This is a genomic window from Methanothermococcus jasoni (assembly GCF_049075655.1).
Lineage (GTDB): Archaea > AGJL01 > Methanococci > Methanococcales > Methanococcaceae > Methanofervidicoccus.
On sequence record NZ_CP157522.1, the window covers coordinates 822,470 to 839,733 of the forward strand.

20 protein-coding genes are annotated in these 17,264 nt (G+C 32.5%); 13 read left to right on the plus strand and 7 right to left on the minus strand.

Features of this window, described 5'->3' with window-relative positions; genetic code table 11:
* Position 1 precedes the first annotated feature (1 nt).
* Positions 2-1,141 carry an iron ABC transporter substrate-binding protein gene (locus tag Mjas_RS04355; RefSeq protein WP_421078536.1) on the minus strand — a complete coding sequence of 380 codons (1,140 nt, stop codon included), beginning with the start codon at positions 1,139-1,141 and terminating at the stop codon, positions 2-4.
* A gap of 189 nt (positions 1,142-1,330) precedes the next feature.
* Between Mjas_RS04355 and glmU the strand changes: the two genes are divergently transcribed.
* Positions 1,331-2,557, plus strand: coding sequence for a bifunctional sugar-1-phosphate nucleotidylyltransferase/acetyltransferase (gene glmU, locus Mjas_RS04360; RefSeq protein ID WP_421078537.1), 1,227 nt, complete (start codon positions 1,331-1,333; stop codon positions 2,555-2,557).
* Positions 2,558-2,573: 16 nt separating this feature from the next.
* Here glmU and Mjas_RS04365 read toward each other — a convergent pair whose 3' ends face one another.
* Positions 2,574-3,743, minus strand: a complete 1,170-nt coding sequence (locus tag Mjas_RS04365) for an aspartate aminotransferase family protein (protein ID WP_421078568.1) — start codon at positions 3,741-3,743, stop codon at positions 2,574-2,576.
* Between the two features lie 205 nt (positions 3,744-3,948).
* Here Mjas_RS04365 and Mjas_RS04370 point away from each other — a divergent pair, with 205 nt between their 5' ends.
* Both Mjas_RS04370 and flaK read left to right on the plus strand, forming a co-directional pair.
* Entirely contained in the window at positions 3,949-4,557 is a 609-nt protein-coding gene (locus tag Mjas_RS04370) for a class I SAM-dependent methyltransferase (protein WP_421078538.1), read from the plus strand.
* 170 nt (positions 4,558-4,727) lie between these two features.
* Positions 4,728-5,423 (plus strand): preflagellin peptidase FlaK, encoded by a 696-nt coding sequence (flaK, locus tag Mjas_RS04375; protein WP_421078539.1) that lies wholly within the window; start codon positions 4,728-4,730, stop codon positions 5,421-5,423.
* 19 nt (positions 5,424-5,442) lie between these two features.
* On the opposite strand, the gene Mjas_RS04380 is transcribed toward flaK, so the two are convergent.
* Together Mjas_RS04380 and Mjas_RS04385 are read right to left on the minus strand one after the other, a co-directional pair.
* Entirely contained in the window at positions 5,443-6,291 is an 849-nt protein-coding gene (locus Mjas_RS04380) for a TatD family hydrolase (RefSeq protein ID WP_421078540.1), read from the minus strand.
* A gap of 9 nt (positions 6,292-6,300) precedes the next feature.
* Positions 6,301-6,726 (minus strand): UPF0146 family protein, encoded by a 426-nt coding sequence (locus tag Mjas_RS04385; protein WP_421078541.1) that lies wholly within the window; start codon positions 6,724-6,726, stop codon positions 6,301-6,303.
* A 167-nt stretch (positions 6,727-6,893) separates the two neighbouring features.
* On the opposite strand from Mjas_RS04385, the gene taw2 reads away from it, so the two are divergent.
* Positions 6,894-7,649, plus strand: a complete 756-nt coding sequence (gene taw2, locus Mjas_RS04390; RefSeq protein ID WP_421078542.1) for a tRNA(Phe) (4-demethylwyosine(37)-C(7)) aminocarboxypropyltransferase Taw2 — start codon at positions 6,894-6,896, stop codon at positions 7,647-7,649.
* 17 nt (positions 7,650-7,666) lie between these two features.
* On the opposite strand, the gene Mjas_RS04395 is transcribed toward taw2, so the two are convergent.
* From Mjas_RS04395 to Mjas_RS04405, 3 genes are all read right to left on the minus strand, one after another.
* Positions 7,667-8,353: a DUF166 domain-containing protein gene (locus Mjas_RS04395; RefSeq protein ID WP_421078543.1), complete on the minus strand. Its 687-nt coding sequence runs from the start codon at positions 8,351-8,353 to the stop codon at positions 7,667-7,669.
* Positions 8,354-8,383: 30 nt separating this feature from the next.
* On the minus strand, positions 8,384-8,968 hold the full coding sequence (locus Mjas_RS04400) for an OsmC family protein (RefSeq protein ID WP_421078569.1): 585 nt from the start codon (positions 8,966-8,968) through the stop codon (positions 8,384-8,386).
* Between the two features lie 257 nt (positions 8,969-9,225).
* Entirely contained in the window at positions 9,226-9,597 is a 372-nt protein-coding gene (locus Mjas_RS04405) for a 4Fe-4S dicluster domain-containing protein (RefSeq protein ID WP_018153905.1), read from the minus strand.
* Positions 9,598-9,962: 365 nt separating this feature from the next.
* Here Mjas_RS04405 and Mjas_RS04410 point away from each other — a divergent pair, with 365 nt between their 5' ends.
* From Mjas_RS04410 to Mjas_RS04450, 9 genes are all read left to right on the plus strand, one after another.
* Positions 9,963-10,430, plus strand: coding sequence for a 4Fe-4S binding protein (locus Mjas_RS04410; protein WP_421076995.1), 468 nt, complete (start codon positions 9,963-9,965; stop codon positions 10,428-10,430).
* A gap of 2 nt (positions 10,431-10,432) precedes the next feature.
* Positions 10,433-11,500, plus strand: coding sequence for a tungsten-dependent formylmethanofuran dehydrogenase subunit FwdF (gene fwdF / locus Mjas_RS04415; protein ID WP_421076996.1), 1,068 nt, complete (start codon positions 10,433-10,435; stop codon positions 11,498-11,500).
* Between the two features lie 58 nt (positions 11,501-11,558).
* Complete coding sequence (locus Mjas_RS04420; RefSeq protein WP_421076997.1) at positions 11,559-11,798, plus strand: 4Fe-4S binding protein; 240 nt, start codon at positions 11,559-11,561, stop codon at positions 11,796-11,798.
* Between the two features lie 30 nt (positions 11,799-11,828).
* Positions 11,829-12,218, plus strand: a complete 390-nt coding sequence (fwdD, locus tag Mjas_RS04425) for a tungsten-dependent formylmethanofuran dehydrogenase subunit FwdD (RefSeq protein ID WP_421076998.1) — start codon at positions 11,829-11,831, stop codon at positions 12,216-12,218.
* Between the two features lie 24 nt (positions 12,219-12,242).
* A complete protein-coding gene (gene fwdA / locus Mjas_RS04430) occupies positions 12,243-13,946 on the plus strand; it encodes a tungsten-dependent formylmethanofuran dehydrogenase subunit FwdA (RefSeq protein WP_421076999.1) in 1,704 nt (567 codons plus the stop codon).
* Positions 13,947-14,020: 74 nt separating this feature from the next.
* Positions 14,021-14,836 carry a tungsten-dependent formylmethanofuran dehydrogenase subunit FwdC gene (gene fwdC, locus Mjas_RS04435; RefSeq protein ID WP_421077000.1) on the plus strand — a complete coding sequence of 272 codons (816 nt, stop codon included), beginning with the start codon at positions 14,021-14,023 and terminating at the stop codon, positions 14,834-14,836.
* Positions 14,837-14,999: 163 nt separating this feature from the next.
* Positions 15,000-15,506 (plus strand): 6-carboxytetrahydropterin synthase, encoded by a 507-nt coding sequence (locus Mjas_RS04440; RefSeq protein ID WP_421077001.1) that lies wholly within the window; start codon positions 15,000-15,002, stop codon positions 15,504-15,506.
* An 81-nt stretch (positions 15,507-15,587) separates the two neighbouring features.
* Complete coding sequence (locus tag Mjas_RS04445) at positions 15,588-16,154, plus strand: CBS domain-containing protein (RefSeq protein ID WP_421077002.1); 567 nt, start codon at positions 15,588-15,590, stop codon at positions 16,152-16,154.
* Positions 16,155-16,396: 242 nt separating this feature from the next.
* The gene (locus Mjas_RS04450; RefSeq protein ID WP_421077003.1) at positions 16,397-17,233 is read left to right on the plus strand and encodes a CBS domain-containing protein; all 837 of its coding nucleotides are present in this window, start codon (positions 16,397-16,399) and stop codon (positions 17,231-17,233) included.
* The last annotated feature ends 31 nt before the right edge of the window (positions 17,234-17,264 follow it).

The window sequence follows — 17,264 nt, forward strand, 5'->3', positions numbered from 1 at the left end:
ATTATTCAAATTTTAGCTTTTCAAATCCTCCTAATTTCTCTTTCATTGTATTATAAACTGATTTTCCTACAAGGAATGTGTATATTTCGTCTGCTTTCTGCTCTGGATTAATGTCCTTAAATTCATCTGGATAAATTACTTTTCCCACATAATAGGCATCTGCCAATGCTGTGCCAACGTTTGTTGTGTAGTAGTTGTAAGGGAGAAGTCCATAAACATTTCCGTCTTTAAATGCCTTCAATGAGTTGTAATACTCAGGATTTTTACTATAATCTTCTCTAACAAGTTTTATACCGCCTTCATCAATAAATATTATATCTGGATTCCACTTTAAGAGCTGTTCCTTTGTTATGAACACATGTGAAGGTTTGTTTAATTCATCTACAACATTTTCTGCATTAACTGCCATGAATGGCGGATAATTACAGGATGTGCTGTCAATTCCATGCATTCCTTTGAATCCTATCCCTCCAACATATACTGTTGGTTTTTTATCATCTGAGATATTCTTTGTTCTCTCGTTTAAATCGGTCTGGCAATCTTTTATAAATTTAACAACTTCACTTGCTCTTCCTTCTTTGCCCAATATTTTTCCCGCGAGCTCTATGGAATCAAATAACTCCTTGTTATTAAATGTTGCCAATTTTCCATAACTCAAAACAACAACAGGAATGCCTGTTTTTTGTTGCAAATCATTTGCCTGTCCCTCCGTTATGTAGCATGCAAATACTACATCAGGTTTAACCTTAATAAGTTCCTCAGGGTTTGGCTTTGGACTAGGTCCGCCCTGTCCAATAGTTGGGAGCTCTGCAAATTCTGGATGAGCTATTCTGTATGGTCTCCCGTAGATACTCCATTTCTTTTCTGCATCTTCTACACCAACAACTCTATCTGTTGCATTTAGGTAGGTAATTAACCTTAAACATCCCGGCCCTACACACACTATTTTATTTACATCCTTGGGGACTTCAACTTCCCTTCCAAGCATGTCTGTTATTTTTATTTTTCCTGTATCTTCATTTATGGCTACTCCTGTCTGTGTCTGTGTGGTAGTTCCATTGACATTAGTTCCGCCCATACATCCGCAGAATCCAACTGCCACAATAAAGATTGTTAATAATCCTATTAATTTTTTTAACACTATATCACCTTTTTGTGTGATAATATAATATTTGGAACAGTTATTATATATAAATAACTTTATGATATAATTTATTTAATAGTATTATAAATATAATTTTTATAATAATAAGAATTATGGACCCCCAAAAAGTTATTTAAATGATATTTATCAGAAATAATTTATTAATTAATAATTGTGAGGGAAATAATGGATGCAGTTATATTATGTGCGGGAAAAGGAACAAGATTAATGCCTTTAACTGAAAACAGACCAAAACCAATGATTCCAATAGCAGGGAAGCCGATTTTGGAGCATATAATTGGTAAAATTGAGGATTTTGTAGATAATATATATTTGATTGTAAAGTATAAAAAGGAAATAATAATAAACCACTTCAAAAATCACCCGAAAATAACCTTTATAGAACAGAAAGAAATTGATGGAACAGGATATGCTGTTTTAATGGCAAAGAACCATATAAATGATGATTTTTTAGTAATAAACGGCGATGTTATTTTTGACGACGATTTAAAAGATATTATGCATTATAAAAATGCAATGGCATTAACTGAGGTAGATAATCCTGAAAATTTTGGGGTGGTAGTTTTAGATGATGAAGATAATATAATAGAATTACAGGAAAAGCCGAAAAATCCAAAATCCAACCTTATAAATGCAGGCATATATAAATTTGAAAAAAATATATTTGAGATATTGGAAAATTTAAAACCATCGGAGAGGGGGGAGGTAGAGCTCACCGATGCTATAAAGGAGCTCATCCAAAATGGAAATATAAAGGGTATAAAATTAAATGGATATTGGAACGATATTGGAAGACCTTGGGACTTGCTCGATGCAAATAAACATCTTTTAAAAGATATTAAAACTAATATAAGGGGAAAAATTGGAAAAAATGTTGTAATTGAGGGAAATGTAATAATAGAAGAAGGAGCAGAGATAAAACATAACACTGTAATTGAAGGACCCGCAATAATTAAATCTGGTGCAATTGTTGGACCATTGGCATACATTCGACCAAATACCGTTTTGATGGAAAATACAGGAGTTGGAAACTCATCAGAGGTAAAAGGAAGCATTATAATGAAAAATACAAAGGTTCCTCATCTTTCCTATGTAGGGGACAGTATCATTGGAGAAAACTGCAATATCGCCTGCAATACCATTACGGCAAATTTAAGATTTGATGATAAGCCTGTTAAAGTAAGTATAAAAGGAAAAATTGTTAAAAGTGTTAGAAAACTTGGAGTAATAATGGGGGATAATGTAAAAACAGGAGTTCAAGTTTCGTTCATGCCAGGAGTTAAAATTGGGAGCTCCTGCTGGATTGGGGCAAACTGTTTAATTGATAGAGATGTGGAATCAGATAGTTTTGTTTATAAAAAGGAGGAGATAATAAAAACCAAAAGAGAATAAAATATAACATTCCCTTTTATTCATTTATTTCTGAAAATACTTCATCCAATGCATCAACCAATTCATCAATATGCTCTTTTTTCACAATAAGTGGGGGGAGGAATCTTAAAACTGTGTCTGATGTGCAGTTTATCAAATAGCCTTTTTCAAGCATTTTTTTAACAATATCTCCACCGTTAAAGGACAATTCCATACCTATCATTAATCCCATTCCTCTAATTTCCTTTATGAATGGATATTTATCTTTGAGATTCTTTAATTTGGTAATAAAATAATCTCCCATTTTTTGGGTGTTTTGTAGGAGCTCTTCCACAATACTAACAGAAGCATAGGCACTTGCACAGGCAAGTTGATTACCTCCAAATGTTGTCCCATGGCTTCCTGGGGTAAATGCATCAGCTATTTCTTCCTTTGCAAGTGTTGCACCTATTGGGAATCCAGCACCAAGAGCCTTTGCAAGGGTGAGTATATCTGGTTTGATGTTATAATGTTCGTATGCAAACATTTTTCCAGTTCTACCCATACCGCATTGAACTTCGTCGAATATTAAGACAATGTTTTTATCATCGCATAAGTCTCTAACGCCTTTTAAATAGTCCTTATCTGCAATATATACTCCTCCTTCCCCTTGGACCGGTTCAAGCATTATTGCAGTAGTTTTATTGGTTATATTTTCCTTTAAAGCTTCTAAATCGTTAAATGAGACATATTTAAATCCTCTTGGAAGAGGTTCATATCCTTCTTGATATTTTGGTTTTGCCGTTGCTGTTATTGTGGTTAAAGTCCTTCCGTGGAAACTGTGTTCCATCGTAATTATTTCCCCTTCACCGATGCCGTTGTTTTTACCGTATTTTCTTGCAAGTTTTATTGCAGCTTCGTTTGCCTCTGCACCGCTGTTTGAGAAAAAAGCCCTATCTAATCCACTTAATTCAACAAGTTTTTTTGCCAGTTTTACCTGTGGCACTATATAGTATATATTTGATGTGTGCATAAGGGTTTCAGCTTGCTTTTTTATAGTTTCAACTACTTCTGGGTTGCAGTGTCCAATATTATTTACGGCAATTCCCGCAAGGAAATCTAAGTATTTCCTACCATTTATGTCTTCAACATACATTCCTTCCCCTTTAACAAGAACAACAGGCAATCTTCCATAGGTTTTCATTATATATTTTTCATCTTCTTCCATTATGCTTTTTTCGTCTATGTTGCAATATATTTCATCGAAAAATTTAGCCATTAAATCACCATAATTTAAATGATTATTATAATAAATTAGTTGCATATTTATAAATATAAAATTAACTAATACCATAATAAAAATAGACATAATAAAAATTAAAATAAATAAATTAAGTGAATTAAAAAATGAAATATAAATTAAAAGTGAGATTATGCACTATTTTTCTGAAAAACCAGAATCAGCACATAAAGAAATGACAATTGAAGGAATTTTAAGGAATAAAAAACTTATTTTTAAAACAGATACTGGAATATTTTCCCCTAAAAAAATAGATAAGGGCACAAAAATATTGGTTGAAGCACTGGAATTAAATAAAACCGATGATGTGCTTGATATTGGTTGTGGATATGGTGTTGTTGGCATAGCAATAGCCGATGAGGTAAATTCCATAACAATGACTGATATAAACAAACGGGCAGTAAAGCTTGCAAAAGAAAACATAAAATTAAACGATATAAGTAAGGATAAAGATATAACGGTTGTTCAGGGGGATTTATACGAAAATGTTAAGAATAAAAAATATGATGTAATTATTTCAAATCCTCCAATAAAAGCAGGAAAGGAAATAATTCATAGAATAATAAAGGAAGGAAAGGAACTTTTAAAAGATAACGGTAGCATCTGGGTAGTTATCCAAACAAAACATGGGGCAAAATCACTTACAAAATTTATGGAAGAAGTTTTTGGAAATGTGGAAATAATAACCATTAAGGGAGGATATAGGGTATTAAGGTCTAAAAAATATAAATTAAGGCATTAATATAAAGTTCCAACCGACACGAAGCGAAGCGTAGTGGAGGTTGGATTTGAATAGCAAACTTTTTTAAAGTTTGCGTGGGAATAATAACCATTAAGGGAGGATATAGGGTATTAAGGTCTAAAAAAATATAAAATGAAAAAATATAAAATAAATATAAAATAGGGGTATTTATGATAAATTATATATTTGGTTTAATAGGGCTTCTTGTGGCATCAATACAGGATTTTAGAAGTAGGGAGATTGAGGATTATATTTGGATATCCATGGTAGTTTTTGGATTGGGGTATCATATATATTTATCAATTACCACTGGAAATTACTATTATTTAATCAATTCCATTTCTGGATTTGTGTTGTGTTTTATATTGGGCTACTTAATGTTTTTATGCGGCGTAGGGGGAGGAGATGGCAAAGTGTTAATGGGTATGGGAGCTCTCACTCCAAAGTATGACATGCCGATTCATTCCACTTTTGGAAGTATTTTAAATATCAATTACATCCCCACATTTCCAATAATGGTGTTTATAAACGGCATGTTTTTTATGATTTTTTTGCCAATAATTATTCTTTTAAAGAATCTTATAAATGGAGCTAAACCAAAGAGTATTAAACAATTTATTATATTATGCTTTGGAGAAAAAATGAAGGTTAAGGATGCAAAAGATAAAAACAGGCTTATAATGGGTCGTGAAGATGATTTTAAATTTTTTCCTTCGTCAGAAGATGACGATTTTTCAAAATATGATGACAATGAATATATCTATGTAACCCCTATGATTCCCCTGATAATTCCCATCACAATATCTTATATAATTACCCCATTTATCGGAGATTATTTAATTTATCTACTAATTCCGTTCAAATAGCAAACATTATAAAAAATAATTAAAATAATTCGATATTATATAATCTCTCAATATTTTCCTTATGAATTTTATAAACTCCCTCCTCATCAAGTAATCCCGAATCTATAAGTTTTTTTGTCCTTCTTGGAACTGTTTTTATCCCTAAAACAACGCCCGGTCTTTTTAAATCATCTATGTAATCTGTTTCCATCACAAATCTAAGGGACTTTTTTACAGCTTCTGATACTGGTTTAGATGCCACTATTGAAGGAAATATTCCATATTTTTCCCCTTCCAACACCATATCTCCACAGTGATGTTTTATAACCTTTTCAGGATTTAAATTAACGGATTTAGCCATATCTCTGAATTCTTTAAACTGCTCCTCCGACGCACTTTCAGCATGGATTTGCATGGCACAATTTAGGTCTTTTGCAATTTCCATTGAATATAGTAGTATCTCATTTGAAGCTTCCCATATTTCATTATTTACTGGATAGTGGGGTCTTCCAACTTCTCCAATTCCGACTAAGTAATCATTTTCCTCAATAAGCTTTTTTGCGTAGTCAAGGGCATCAATCATTTTGTTTTTTGCTTCGTTTAGTTCCATGCCTTTATTTATCATTACGGTGAGCTCCGCAGGATGGACACCAACTAAACCATAGGCACTAACACCATCCACATTTTTATTTATGATTTCAATGTCCTTTATTAACACATCCATTGGCTTTTTTAAGTCGCCATTGAAGGCAGGTTTATTCAAGACAATCATTACCTTTCCACCGGCATTTTTAAAGATTTTTGCAACCTTTTCAGCACCGTATCCATTTACTCCATCTACATGAATATGGTTGTCAGTAATTGGAAGGTTTTTTATATCGACATTCATAATTTCACCTTAATCCCACATATACAAAGCATTCCCCTTATAATTAATCAATTTCAAATCACTTATTGGCGTTTCCCCATAAAGTGGTTTTATTAGTAATGGGATGTTGTATTTTTTACATATATCCAATATAAACGGTTGTAGGTCCCTTGGTGGTCTTATAGAGTATATTAAATCTGCATCTTTATAAACATCCAATTTTGGATTAAATATATCATCAACAAAGGCGTTTAATCCTTCTTTTTTTGCCTTTTCTATTGCGTCCTTATTTGCATCTATTACTATTAAATTTAAATTTTCATAATTATTAAGTGATTTTGCCACATTAAAATAATATCCAATTCCTATTTCTATTATTTTAAATGATTCGCTGTTTTTTTTATTGTTTTTATTTTTAATATAGTTTTTAATAATATAATCGCATACATAATCCACAATATCACCACTGAATATAATTATAATTATCATATATAATACTGTGATAGTTCAGAAAAACTTCAGTTTTTCTATGTCATTGCCTAAAAAGAGAAAAAACGGTAATAACATCTGAAAAACCTTCGGTTTTTCTATGTTATCACTAAAAAAAGAAAAATCGTGATAACATGACACTAAAATATCAAAAAATCGGAGATATAGTACTTGTAAAGAAGGATTTGACAGATGAAGAAATAAATTATTTAGTAGATAAAACAAAATGTAAAACAATAGTTAAATATGATTATATTAAGGGAGATATGCGAAAACCAACTATAAAAATACTTTATGGAACTGAAACAGAAACAATACATAAAGAACACGGATGTTTATTTAAAATTAATGTTTCAAAGGTAATGTGGAGCATGGGAAACATTGAAGAGAGAAAGAGAATGGCATATATTTCAAATCCAGATGAAACTGTTGTTGATATGTTTGCAGGCATAGGATACTTCACCATACCAATGGCAAAATACTCAAAACCTAAAAAAATATATGCCATTGAGATAAATCCTGATTCTTATTATTACCTATGCGAGAATGTAAAATTAAACAGATTAAACAATGTAATTCCAATATTAAGCGATAATAGGGATGTGGAGTTAAAAAATGTGGCAGATAGGGTAATTATGGGTTATGTTTTAAAGACAAAATTCTTTTTAGATAAAGCTTTTGAATTTCTAAAAGAAGGGAAAAAATGCACAATTCACTACCATGATACATTAGCTGAAAAAATAATGAACACTGAACCAATTAACGAAATAAAACACCACGCTGAAAAACATGGGTATGAGCTCCTATCATATAAAATACATAAAATAAAAAAATACGCACCCGGAGTTTGGCATATTGTGGTAGATGCCGAGCTCATTAAAAATAAATAAATTAATATATTTTAATACTAAATTTTTATACAATTTAATACAGCTTTTTTATGGATGTCCAGGGCTTTTTGCTTTTTGCACTCTTTTCTAAATATTTTTATTTTTCCAGCCACACAAGGATACCGTTGAATTATCATTGCAGATTTTCTGCTTAAATTCTCTATATCTTTTGCATCAAGGTCCTTCATAGATTTAGCCATAAATAACGTGCTTCCACATATAGATGTCCTAATCACCTTTACATCTTCAACTTTATTATCCTTTATATGGACTTCAACCTTGGGAACTCCAAATTCTTCTAAAAATTCTTTTAACTGAGGATATTTAATTATTAAATCGCCTACATCCTTTTCATCCAATAAACACATTTCCTCTGGACATATGGCATCAAACCTGTTTAATTCTTTTTTCTGACCCTCTCCACTCCATGTGGCAATTATTATTGCAATATTCTTTTTGAGCTCCTTTGCCTTCCTGCAAACTTCGTATGTATTATCTGGATGCTGAGTATATAGTAATAAAATATCCGCTTCTTTAACTTTATCTGTTAATTCCTGAGGTAATTCTATTTCATCAACGATAAAATTGGTGGGTTTGTCTATTTTACAGATTCCTATAAACTCATTTTTCTTTCCAAATGAATTTATAGTCCCCTGAATCCTGTACCCATATGCTCCATCGGTTATTACTAATATTTTTGCCATATTCGTACCTTTTTTTATTTTTTTATATGTTTATTCAAATATGACATTTTTTATGAGCTCACATTTCAAAGAGTTGCTTATTAAACATTTCTTCGAACCTTCTAATATTATGTTGGTGAGCTCCTCTTCTGACTTACTGCTATCTTCAATTTTTACATGGATGTTCAATGTAATTTGTTCAATACATCCTTTTTCAAAACTTTTTTTAACAGAACCATCTACCTTAACTGTTCCCTTAATACTGAGCTCCTCCAATGTCCTCCCCACGGCAATGGCTGTGCAACCGCATAATCCGGATAAAAATAAATCCATAGGATTAATTTTGTCCCCCACTGAACCTTTTCCCCCTTTTGATGCTATCTTTAATCCTTTGATATTTACATCAGTTTCAAATTCTTTTACAAAGGTTGAATTTATGCCTTCATCGTAGTATTTGGATGTTATAATATCAACGATTTTTTTTATTAACTCCTCTCTTTCCTTTTCAGGTATCTTTGAAATGAAGTTATTTAGACATTTTGGCATCATCTTAGGTATCATCTTGGGTGCAAAATTTTCTGCCATATTTGAATCTATCATTTCATCCATCATTTCCATCATGAATTCAGGATTCATTTTTTCCATATGCTCACCTTTTGAGAGTATTTAAAATAAAATAAATAAAATAATTGTAGTTCGTTCATCATCAATTAACATTACCTTTAATGTTATGGATATGGCATGCTAATTTTAACATATATTTAATCTGTCCGACTCTCCTATTGCATAGAAAATTGCAATAGTCATACGGTAATGGTAAATGACCATGAGCGTTATAGTTTATATTAAATTTTAGATTAAAAGTTAATATTAAAAAATTTTATTATATTATTTTATATTAAATCATGTTCTTTTAATTTATTGGCAGCTTTTTTAAGAATTTTTTCTTTGATAATAACTTCATGCATATATTCCCTATCTGGGAATATTAATGCATCATGAGGGCATAGATTACCGCATGTGGTGCATGAAACTACACAATTGTATGGTCTTGCAACAACAGGTTTTTTCATTTCTTTGTCCCAATCAAATACTACTCTGTTTCCGCATGTAATATAGCATATACCACAGCCTGTGCATGCATCGTAGTCTATTTTTGGATACCATTCTATATTTTTTCTATCTACACCCCACCAAGGCATTACTGTAAAATCTTTTATTGTCCTTCCCAAAGGGTCTTTCCCAATTACAGGCAAATCTTTCATTATTTCACCTTTTTTTATTTTATAATATTTATTTGACTATTTAATTTTAGATTGATATTCACAAATATATTAAATAGAAATTGTCATATTTAAACTTTTCGATATATTGATTAATTTTAATATATTTTAAATAGTTTTATATATATGATTATATAAATATACAATTATATAATTATATTGCCATCAACATATGATGCTAAATTAAAATATTAAAATTTTGAGAATTGTAATATATACATACATTTTAAATTATGTGAGCTATACTAACACTAATATATATTATTTTCTACTTGACGTTAGAAGAATATTATATATAATATTAAAACAAATGTGATAATGACTCACATCAATAAAAAGATGACATCATGCCAGAACATATACTCTCAGGGATTAAGGCAATAGTAGCAATGAAGCTAAAAAAGGAAGGAAAATTACAGAGAGAGATAGCAGAGTATCTAAAAATGGATAGGTCAATAATTTCCCATTATATACATGGAAGACACCCATCAGATAAAGTCATGAGAGTTTCAGAGGAAATAGTGAATTTACCAGTGGAATATGGCATTAAAATCATAAATTCAATGAGTGATGACAGAGAGCTCACAAAAAAAATCATAGAAAATATCTATCAAGTAAAAATCGAAATTGAAAGGAATAAGTGTATTCTCTGCGGAGAATGCCTTGAATGTTCTTATAATGCTATTTTTAGAGATTCCGAGCATTTAGTGAAAATAGATGCTAATAAATGTGTATTGTGTGGAGAGTGCGTATCTATTTGCCCAGTAAATGCTTTAAAATTAAAAAAATTCTTACCAAATAAATTGGAGGAATAACAATGACAATTGATGCAAAAAAAGAAAGATGTAATGGTGCCATCCAGATAGTAAGGGATGGAACTGTGGAAAGCAGAGTTCTAAACTGGAACGACAGTCCTTGTGTTGGATGCGGTATTTGTAGTGATATCTGTCCTGTTGGAGCAATTGAAATGGGGCCATTGGGGGCTATTTTTAAAGGTGATATTGAGGCTCCAAAATTGGACATTGACAATACAAAATGTGTATTGTGTGGAATGTGTGCATCTGCATGTCCATTCGATGCCATGGATTTGGAAATAAACGGAACATCTATAAAGGAGCTCCCACAGTATCCAAAGATAAAAAGAGATATTACATTAAATCAGGATGCTTGCGTATTGTGTGAGCAGTGTGAAATTGTATGTCCTCAGTGTGCAATAGAGGTTGAAAGGGAGCTCCCTGAAAGAAAAACAATGGTATTGGGAGAAATTGGAATAAATAAAGAAACCTGTGTATTGTGTGGTATCTGTGCAGAATACTGTCCAGCTGATGCTATTGAGCTTATACCTAGTGAAATGAACGCTTTAAACTTGAATCCATACAAAGACATTGTAGTGGATACTGATGCCTGTGTATATTGTAAGGTCTGTGAAAAGGCATGTCCTCACAATGCCATAGAAGTAATTTGTTATAAATGTCCTCTTGCAAACAGAATTAAAAAGCCAGAATTATATAAGGAAATCACTGGAAAAACAACAATTGACAAAAATCTATGTGTATCATGCAGTTGGTGTGAAAAGATATGTCCAGCTGATGCTATAGTGGTGGAAAAACCATTTGAAGGAGAATTGCTCGTAGATGAGGATGCATGTAATGCCTGCGGTGCATGTATTGCAGTATGTCCATGTAATGCATTGGTATTCCCAAAATCAGAAGGTCAGGCACACAAGGCTTCAAAGATTGCCGTAAATCAAGATGTATGTGTATTGTGTGGAGCATGTACTCACGCATGTCCTGTTGATGCATTGAAAGTTAAAAGAACAAAAATAAACATGACAGAAGCAAATGCACCTGCATGGAAGAAAGCATTTGGAAAATTGTTAAAATAAGTATTGAACATCATAAAAAAATAATATGGTAGTAAAAACCCAAATGGTAGGTGGTTAAATGTATAAATTGGAAGTATATCCTGAAAAGTGCCACGGATGCGGAAATTGTGTGGTTTCATGTCCTGTAAATGCAAGAGACCCAAACACATATGGTGGAAAAGGACCAGAAGATGAGAGCATCATAATTATTAAGGTTATAAATGGTGTAGTTAATATCATAAACGGCGATTTATGCGGTGGATGCGGTGCATGTGTTGAAGCCTGTCCAGTAGATGCTATAAAACTCGTTATAAAGTAAAATGGAATAAAAAAAGGATTCGGTGATATGATGAAATTCAAATTAAACACTGGTAGAACCATATGGCAGGGAGAAGCAATCGAAGCCGGTAAAAATCTTGAAATGTATAGAAAAGCCGCAGGAGTTTGCTACCTCAACGAGGATGACATGGTAAAATTAGGAGTGGAAGATGGAGACGCTGTGAAGGTGACGTCTGAATATGGGGATGTTGTTGTAAGTGTAAAAAAGGCAACTGAACCAATGCCTGAGGGTATGGCATACATACCAATGGGACCTTGGGCAAACTGTGTAGTTATTCCAGAAACTGAAAGTACGGCAATGCCTTCCTATAAGGGACCAATTGATGTGGAGATTGAAAAAACAGATGAAGAAGTTCCGATAATGATGGAGTTAATGAGGAAAAAATACATTGAGTGTTAATAGGATTATCATTGAGGTGATTTCATGGAATATATTATAAAAAATGGGATTGTATATGACCCATTGAATGGAGTCGATGGAGAAAAAATGGACATCTGCGTGAAGGATGGAAAAATCGTAGAGTCCGTTTCAAGCGATGCTGTGGAAATTGATGCAAGTGGATGCGTTGTAATGCCTGGTGGTGTAGATTCCCACTCTCACGTTGCTGGTCCAAAGGTAAATACTGGTAGGCTAATGAGACCTGAGGATAGTAAGAAGGACACATTTAATAAAAAAGGACTTAGAAGCGGAACAGGGTTCTCAATACCATCTACATTTAAAACAGGATACGAATACTCTGAAATGGGTTATACCACAGTAATTGAGGCGGCAATGCCTCCACTGACGGCAAGACACGTCCATGAGGAATTCATGGACACCCCTCAGATTGATAAAGCAGCAATGCCTGTAATGGGAAATAATTGGATGGTAATGGAATATTTAAAAGAAGAAAATTATGAAATGTGTGCAGCATATGTGGCATGGCTTTTAAGGGCAACAAAAGGTTATGCTATAAAAATTGTTAACCCTGGTGGAACAGAAGCATGGGGATGGGGAAAGAATGTTCATGGTCTTGACGACCCAGTTCCATACTTTGGAATTACAGGTAGGGAAATTGTAAGAGGATTAACCATAGTAAATGAAATGCTTGGATTGCCTCATTCAGTGCATGTCCATCCAAATGATTTAGGTCATCCTGGAAACTGGGAAACTACAATTGAAACAATGGACTGTGCTAAGGATATTGAGGCAAAGCCAAGATATGGGGAAAGAGAAACTGTTTATTACAACACGCATGTTCAGTTCCACTCTTACGGTGGGAGCTCCTGGAAGGACTTCATGAGTAAAGGTGTTGAAATTGCTGAGCATGTAAATAAATCAAGCCACATAGTTGTAGATGTTGGACAGGTAACACTTGATGAAACAACAACAATGACCGCAGACGGTCCAATGGAATATGACCTTCACATGACAAATGGTTTGAAGTGGGCAAACTGTGATGTTGAGCTTGAAACAGGTTCAGGAATAGTTCCATTCATTTATTCACCAAAGGGACCAGTTTATTCAGTTCAGTGGGCAATTGGATTGGATGTATTCTTAAATATCGACACCAATAAGGTTCTTTTAACAACAGACCATCCAAACGCAGGACCATTCACAAGATATTCAAGAGTAATAGCATGGTTGATGAGCAAAGAATACAGAGACGACTGGTTAAACAACAAAGTTCATGCATGGGCTAAGCAAAAGTCATTTGTTGCAGACAGCGATAAAGAATATTCAATGTATGAAATAGCAAAGGTAACAAGAGCAAATCAGGCAAAAGTATTAGGTTTGAGTGCAGAAAAAGGTCATTTAGGTGTTGGAGCTGATGCAGATATTGCAGTTTATGAAATAAATCCAGAAGAAAAAGATGGAAAAGTAATTGAAAAAGCATTTAGATATGCAAAATATGTGTTAAAAGGCGGAGAATTAGTAGTTAAAGCTGGAAATGTTGTCAAGGAAGTATTTGGAGACACAATATATGTAAATGCAAAAGTAGATGAAGCACTTGAAGAGGAGCTCCTGAAAGACCTCAGTGCAAAGTTCAAAAAATACTATTCAGTCAATATGGACAACTATCCAGTTTCAGACCACTATGCAAACAGTTGGAAAGTAATTAACATCGATGCAACAGACATTAAATAAAACAGTAAAAATGTAATTAAAAATATTTTATTTAATTTTTAAATTTTAAAATTATATTACTAATAGGTGATAAAATGGAACTTATTCTTACATTAAAGGAAGAAATCATAGTTCCTGTGGAAATGGATAAGGTGCTTCCAGAAAAAGTTCAGGATTTGTCTGAGGAAGAGATAAAAAGCATCGAATTGCCACAGGGAAGAACAACAATTACAGTTGGAGAGCTCTTCGATGTTGAAGTAAAAGAAAGTGAAACACCAAAATTGGTTATAAAAAACTCAACGGCTAAATTAAAGAGAATCGGAGAAAAAATGACAACAGGGGAAATAGTCGTTGAAGGAGATGCTGGAATGTATGTCGGCGTAGAAATGAAAGGTGGAAAGATAGTTGTAAATGGAAACGCTGACAGCTGGGCTGGACAGAACATGAAAGGTGGAGAAATAATTATTAAAGGAGATGCTAAGGATTATGTTGGTTCTGCATACAGAGGAGATTGGAGAGGTATGAGCGGTGGAACTATAATTGTTGAAGGAAACGCAGGAAATGAGATTGGAGAATATATGAAAGGCGGTAAAATCCACATAAAAGGAAACGTCGGATTGCTTGCGGGAATCCACCTAAGCGGAGGAATTATAATAATTGATGGAGACGCTGAGGCGAGAGCAGGAGGAGAAATGATAAAAGGTGCAATAGTAATAAACGGAAAATTGGAAGGAATACTGCCATCATTTAAATTTGAAGGAATTGTTGAAAATCCAGTTATAAAATTAAGTAAAAAAGACGCTGGAACACCATTAACAGGCAAATACTATAAATTCAGCGGAGATTATGCAAATAACAAACCAAAAGGACAGCTATATGTGTCAGTTGAAAACAATCCTGATTTAAGATAATATACTGGGATTATTATATTTTTAACTTATTTTTTATATTCTTTTTTTAATTTTTTGGATTTATTTTTAATAAACATATTTTCAATAAATTATATAAAATAATAAATGACATTATAATTATCATTTTAATAATTAAATAAACATAAAAATTTAGAGGAAAACAATGATTTTAGAGTTAAATGGAATATACGCTGGATTAAGATTTGCATCAGCACATATTGTATTTGGACACGACACATGCGGAGTAATTCATGGCCATTCGTATTATGTGGATGTTAAAGTATGCGGAGCTCCTTCTGGGGAATTCGGTTTTGTCTGCGATTTTAAGGCATTAAAAAAGATAGTAAAAGATATATGTGAAAAACTTGACCACAAGCTTTTAATTCCTGAAAATCACCCTAATTTAAAATATAATATAGTCGATAACTCCATAAACTTCACATTCTGCAAAGGGGAGAAAATAAAAGAATACAAAATCCCACTGGAAGACGTTGTTCTTTTGCCATTGACAGGCACCACAGCAGAGGAGCTCTCAAAGTATTTTGCAGAGCTCATTAAAAAAGAATTATATTCATTAAATTTAGATGATAGTATTGATTGGATAGAGGCTACTGTGAATGAGGGTATAGGACAGGGGGCAACATACAGAGTCATTTTTGAAAATAAATAAAAATAAAGTTAAAATGAAAAGATATAAATAAATTGTAAATATAATAAATAATATAGTTATACTCCTATTATTGGTGATATTATGGAAATTAATGTAAGTGTAAGTGAAGCTATGAGTAGCCCTGTGGAGACAGTGAATTTAAATACTACGGCATATGATGCAGCAAATATTTTGAAAACAAAGGGCATCGGCTGTTTGGTTGTTGTAAATGATTTAATGAAACCAGTAGGACTTATCACAGAGAAAGACCTGGTTTTAAAAATTGTTGCAAGGAATTTAAAATCAAAAGAGGTTTTGGTTAAAGAGATTGTATCTCCAAAACTTATCTATATATCTCCAAGGGCAACCCTGATGGATGCTGCAAAAATAATGGCAGAGAAAAATATTAAGAGGCTTCCAGTAATTGAAAACGATGAGCTATTGGGTATAATCACAGTTAGTGATATAACCACAATATCTCCAAAATTATTTGATATAATGGTTGAAGTTTCCAACATAAGAGGGGAAGGAGATTATCAAACTATTATTAGCAAAGAGGAGGAATATACGGAAGGCATATGTGAAATATGTGGAAGTCAGGGGAGGGTAAGATATATTGATGGAAGATATGTGTGCGACAATTGCGTAGATGAGGAAGAAAATATTTAAATTAAATATTTTTTCTTTTGCAGTGATGTATCTAAAAAATCTTTTTATATAGAAATATAATTTTTTATTTTATTTTGCCATCTCATAACATATAAATAATAAAATTATCATAATTAATAATGTAATTATTAAAATATTTTAGATATCACTTGCGAAGTAAGTGAGGTTAATCGAAATCTTTGATTTCGAGCAATGAAACGCTTCGCATTTCGTCTAATATAATAATCCTCAGAGGGGATAATTTGAAAATAAAAAATATAGTTGAAGGGAAAGAAGCTGTTAAAGTATATCCAACAACAACCATACGAGACGCATTAATTACAATGAATGACGATGGCACAAGAAGAATTACTGTTGTAGATGCCGGAACAAATAGGGTAGTGGGAATTATAACTTCTATGGATATAGTAGATTTTATGGGAGGAGGTTCAAAGTATAACCTTGTAAAATCAAAACATAATCATAATCTTTTAGCAGCAATTAATGAACCTGTAAAAGAAATTATGACTAATGAGGCCGTATGTGTAAAAGAAAATGCAATATTAAAAGAAGTTATACACTTATTTATAGAAAAAAATGTTGGTGGTATGCCTGTTGTAGATAAAGACCATAGATTGATATCTACAATAACCGAAAGAGACATAATTAAATTCTTAAAAGACCATATAGACAAATCTGAGAAAATAATTGATTATATGACTGAAAACCCAGTTGTGGCTACATCAGGGGAGAGATTAAAGGATGTTGCAAGAACTATGTTGAGAAATGGATTTAGAAGGTTGCCAGTAATTTCTGAGGGCAAATTAGTAGGTATGATAACATCCACAGATTTTATAAGACTTTTAGGTAGTGATTGGGCATTTAATCATATGCAAACTGGAAATGTAAGGGAAATAACAAATGTCAGAATTAAAGATATAATGATGAAAGATATCTTAACTGTTGAAAAGGACACTTCATTATATGATGTTGTGGATATAATGACTAAAAATAATATAGGAGCTCTTCCAGTAGTTGATGATGGAAAATTGGTAGGAATAATAACTGAAAAAGATGTAGTGTCTTATTTCAAAGAATAGTTAAAAAAATTAAACGAAAACCATTTTTAGT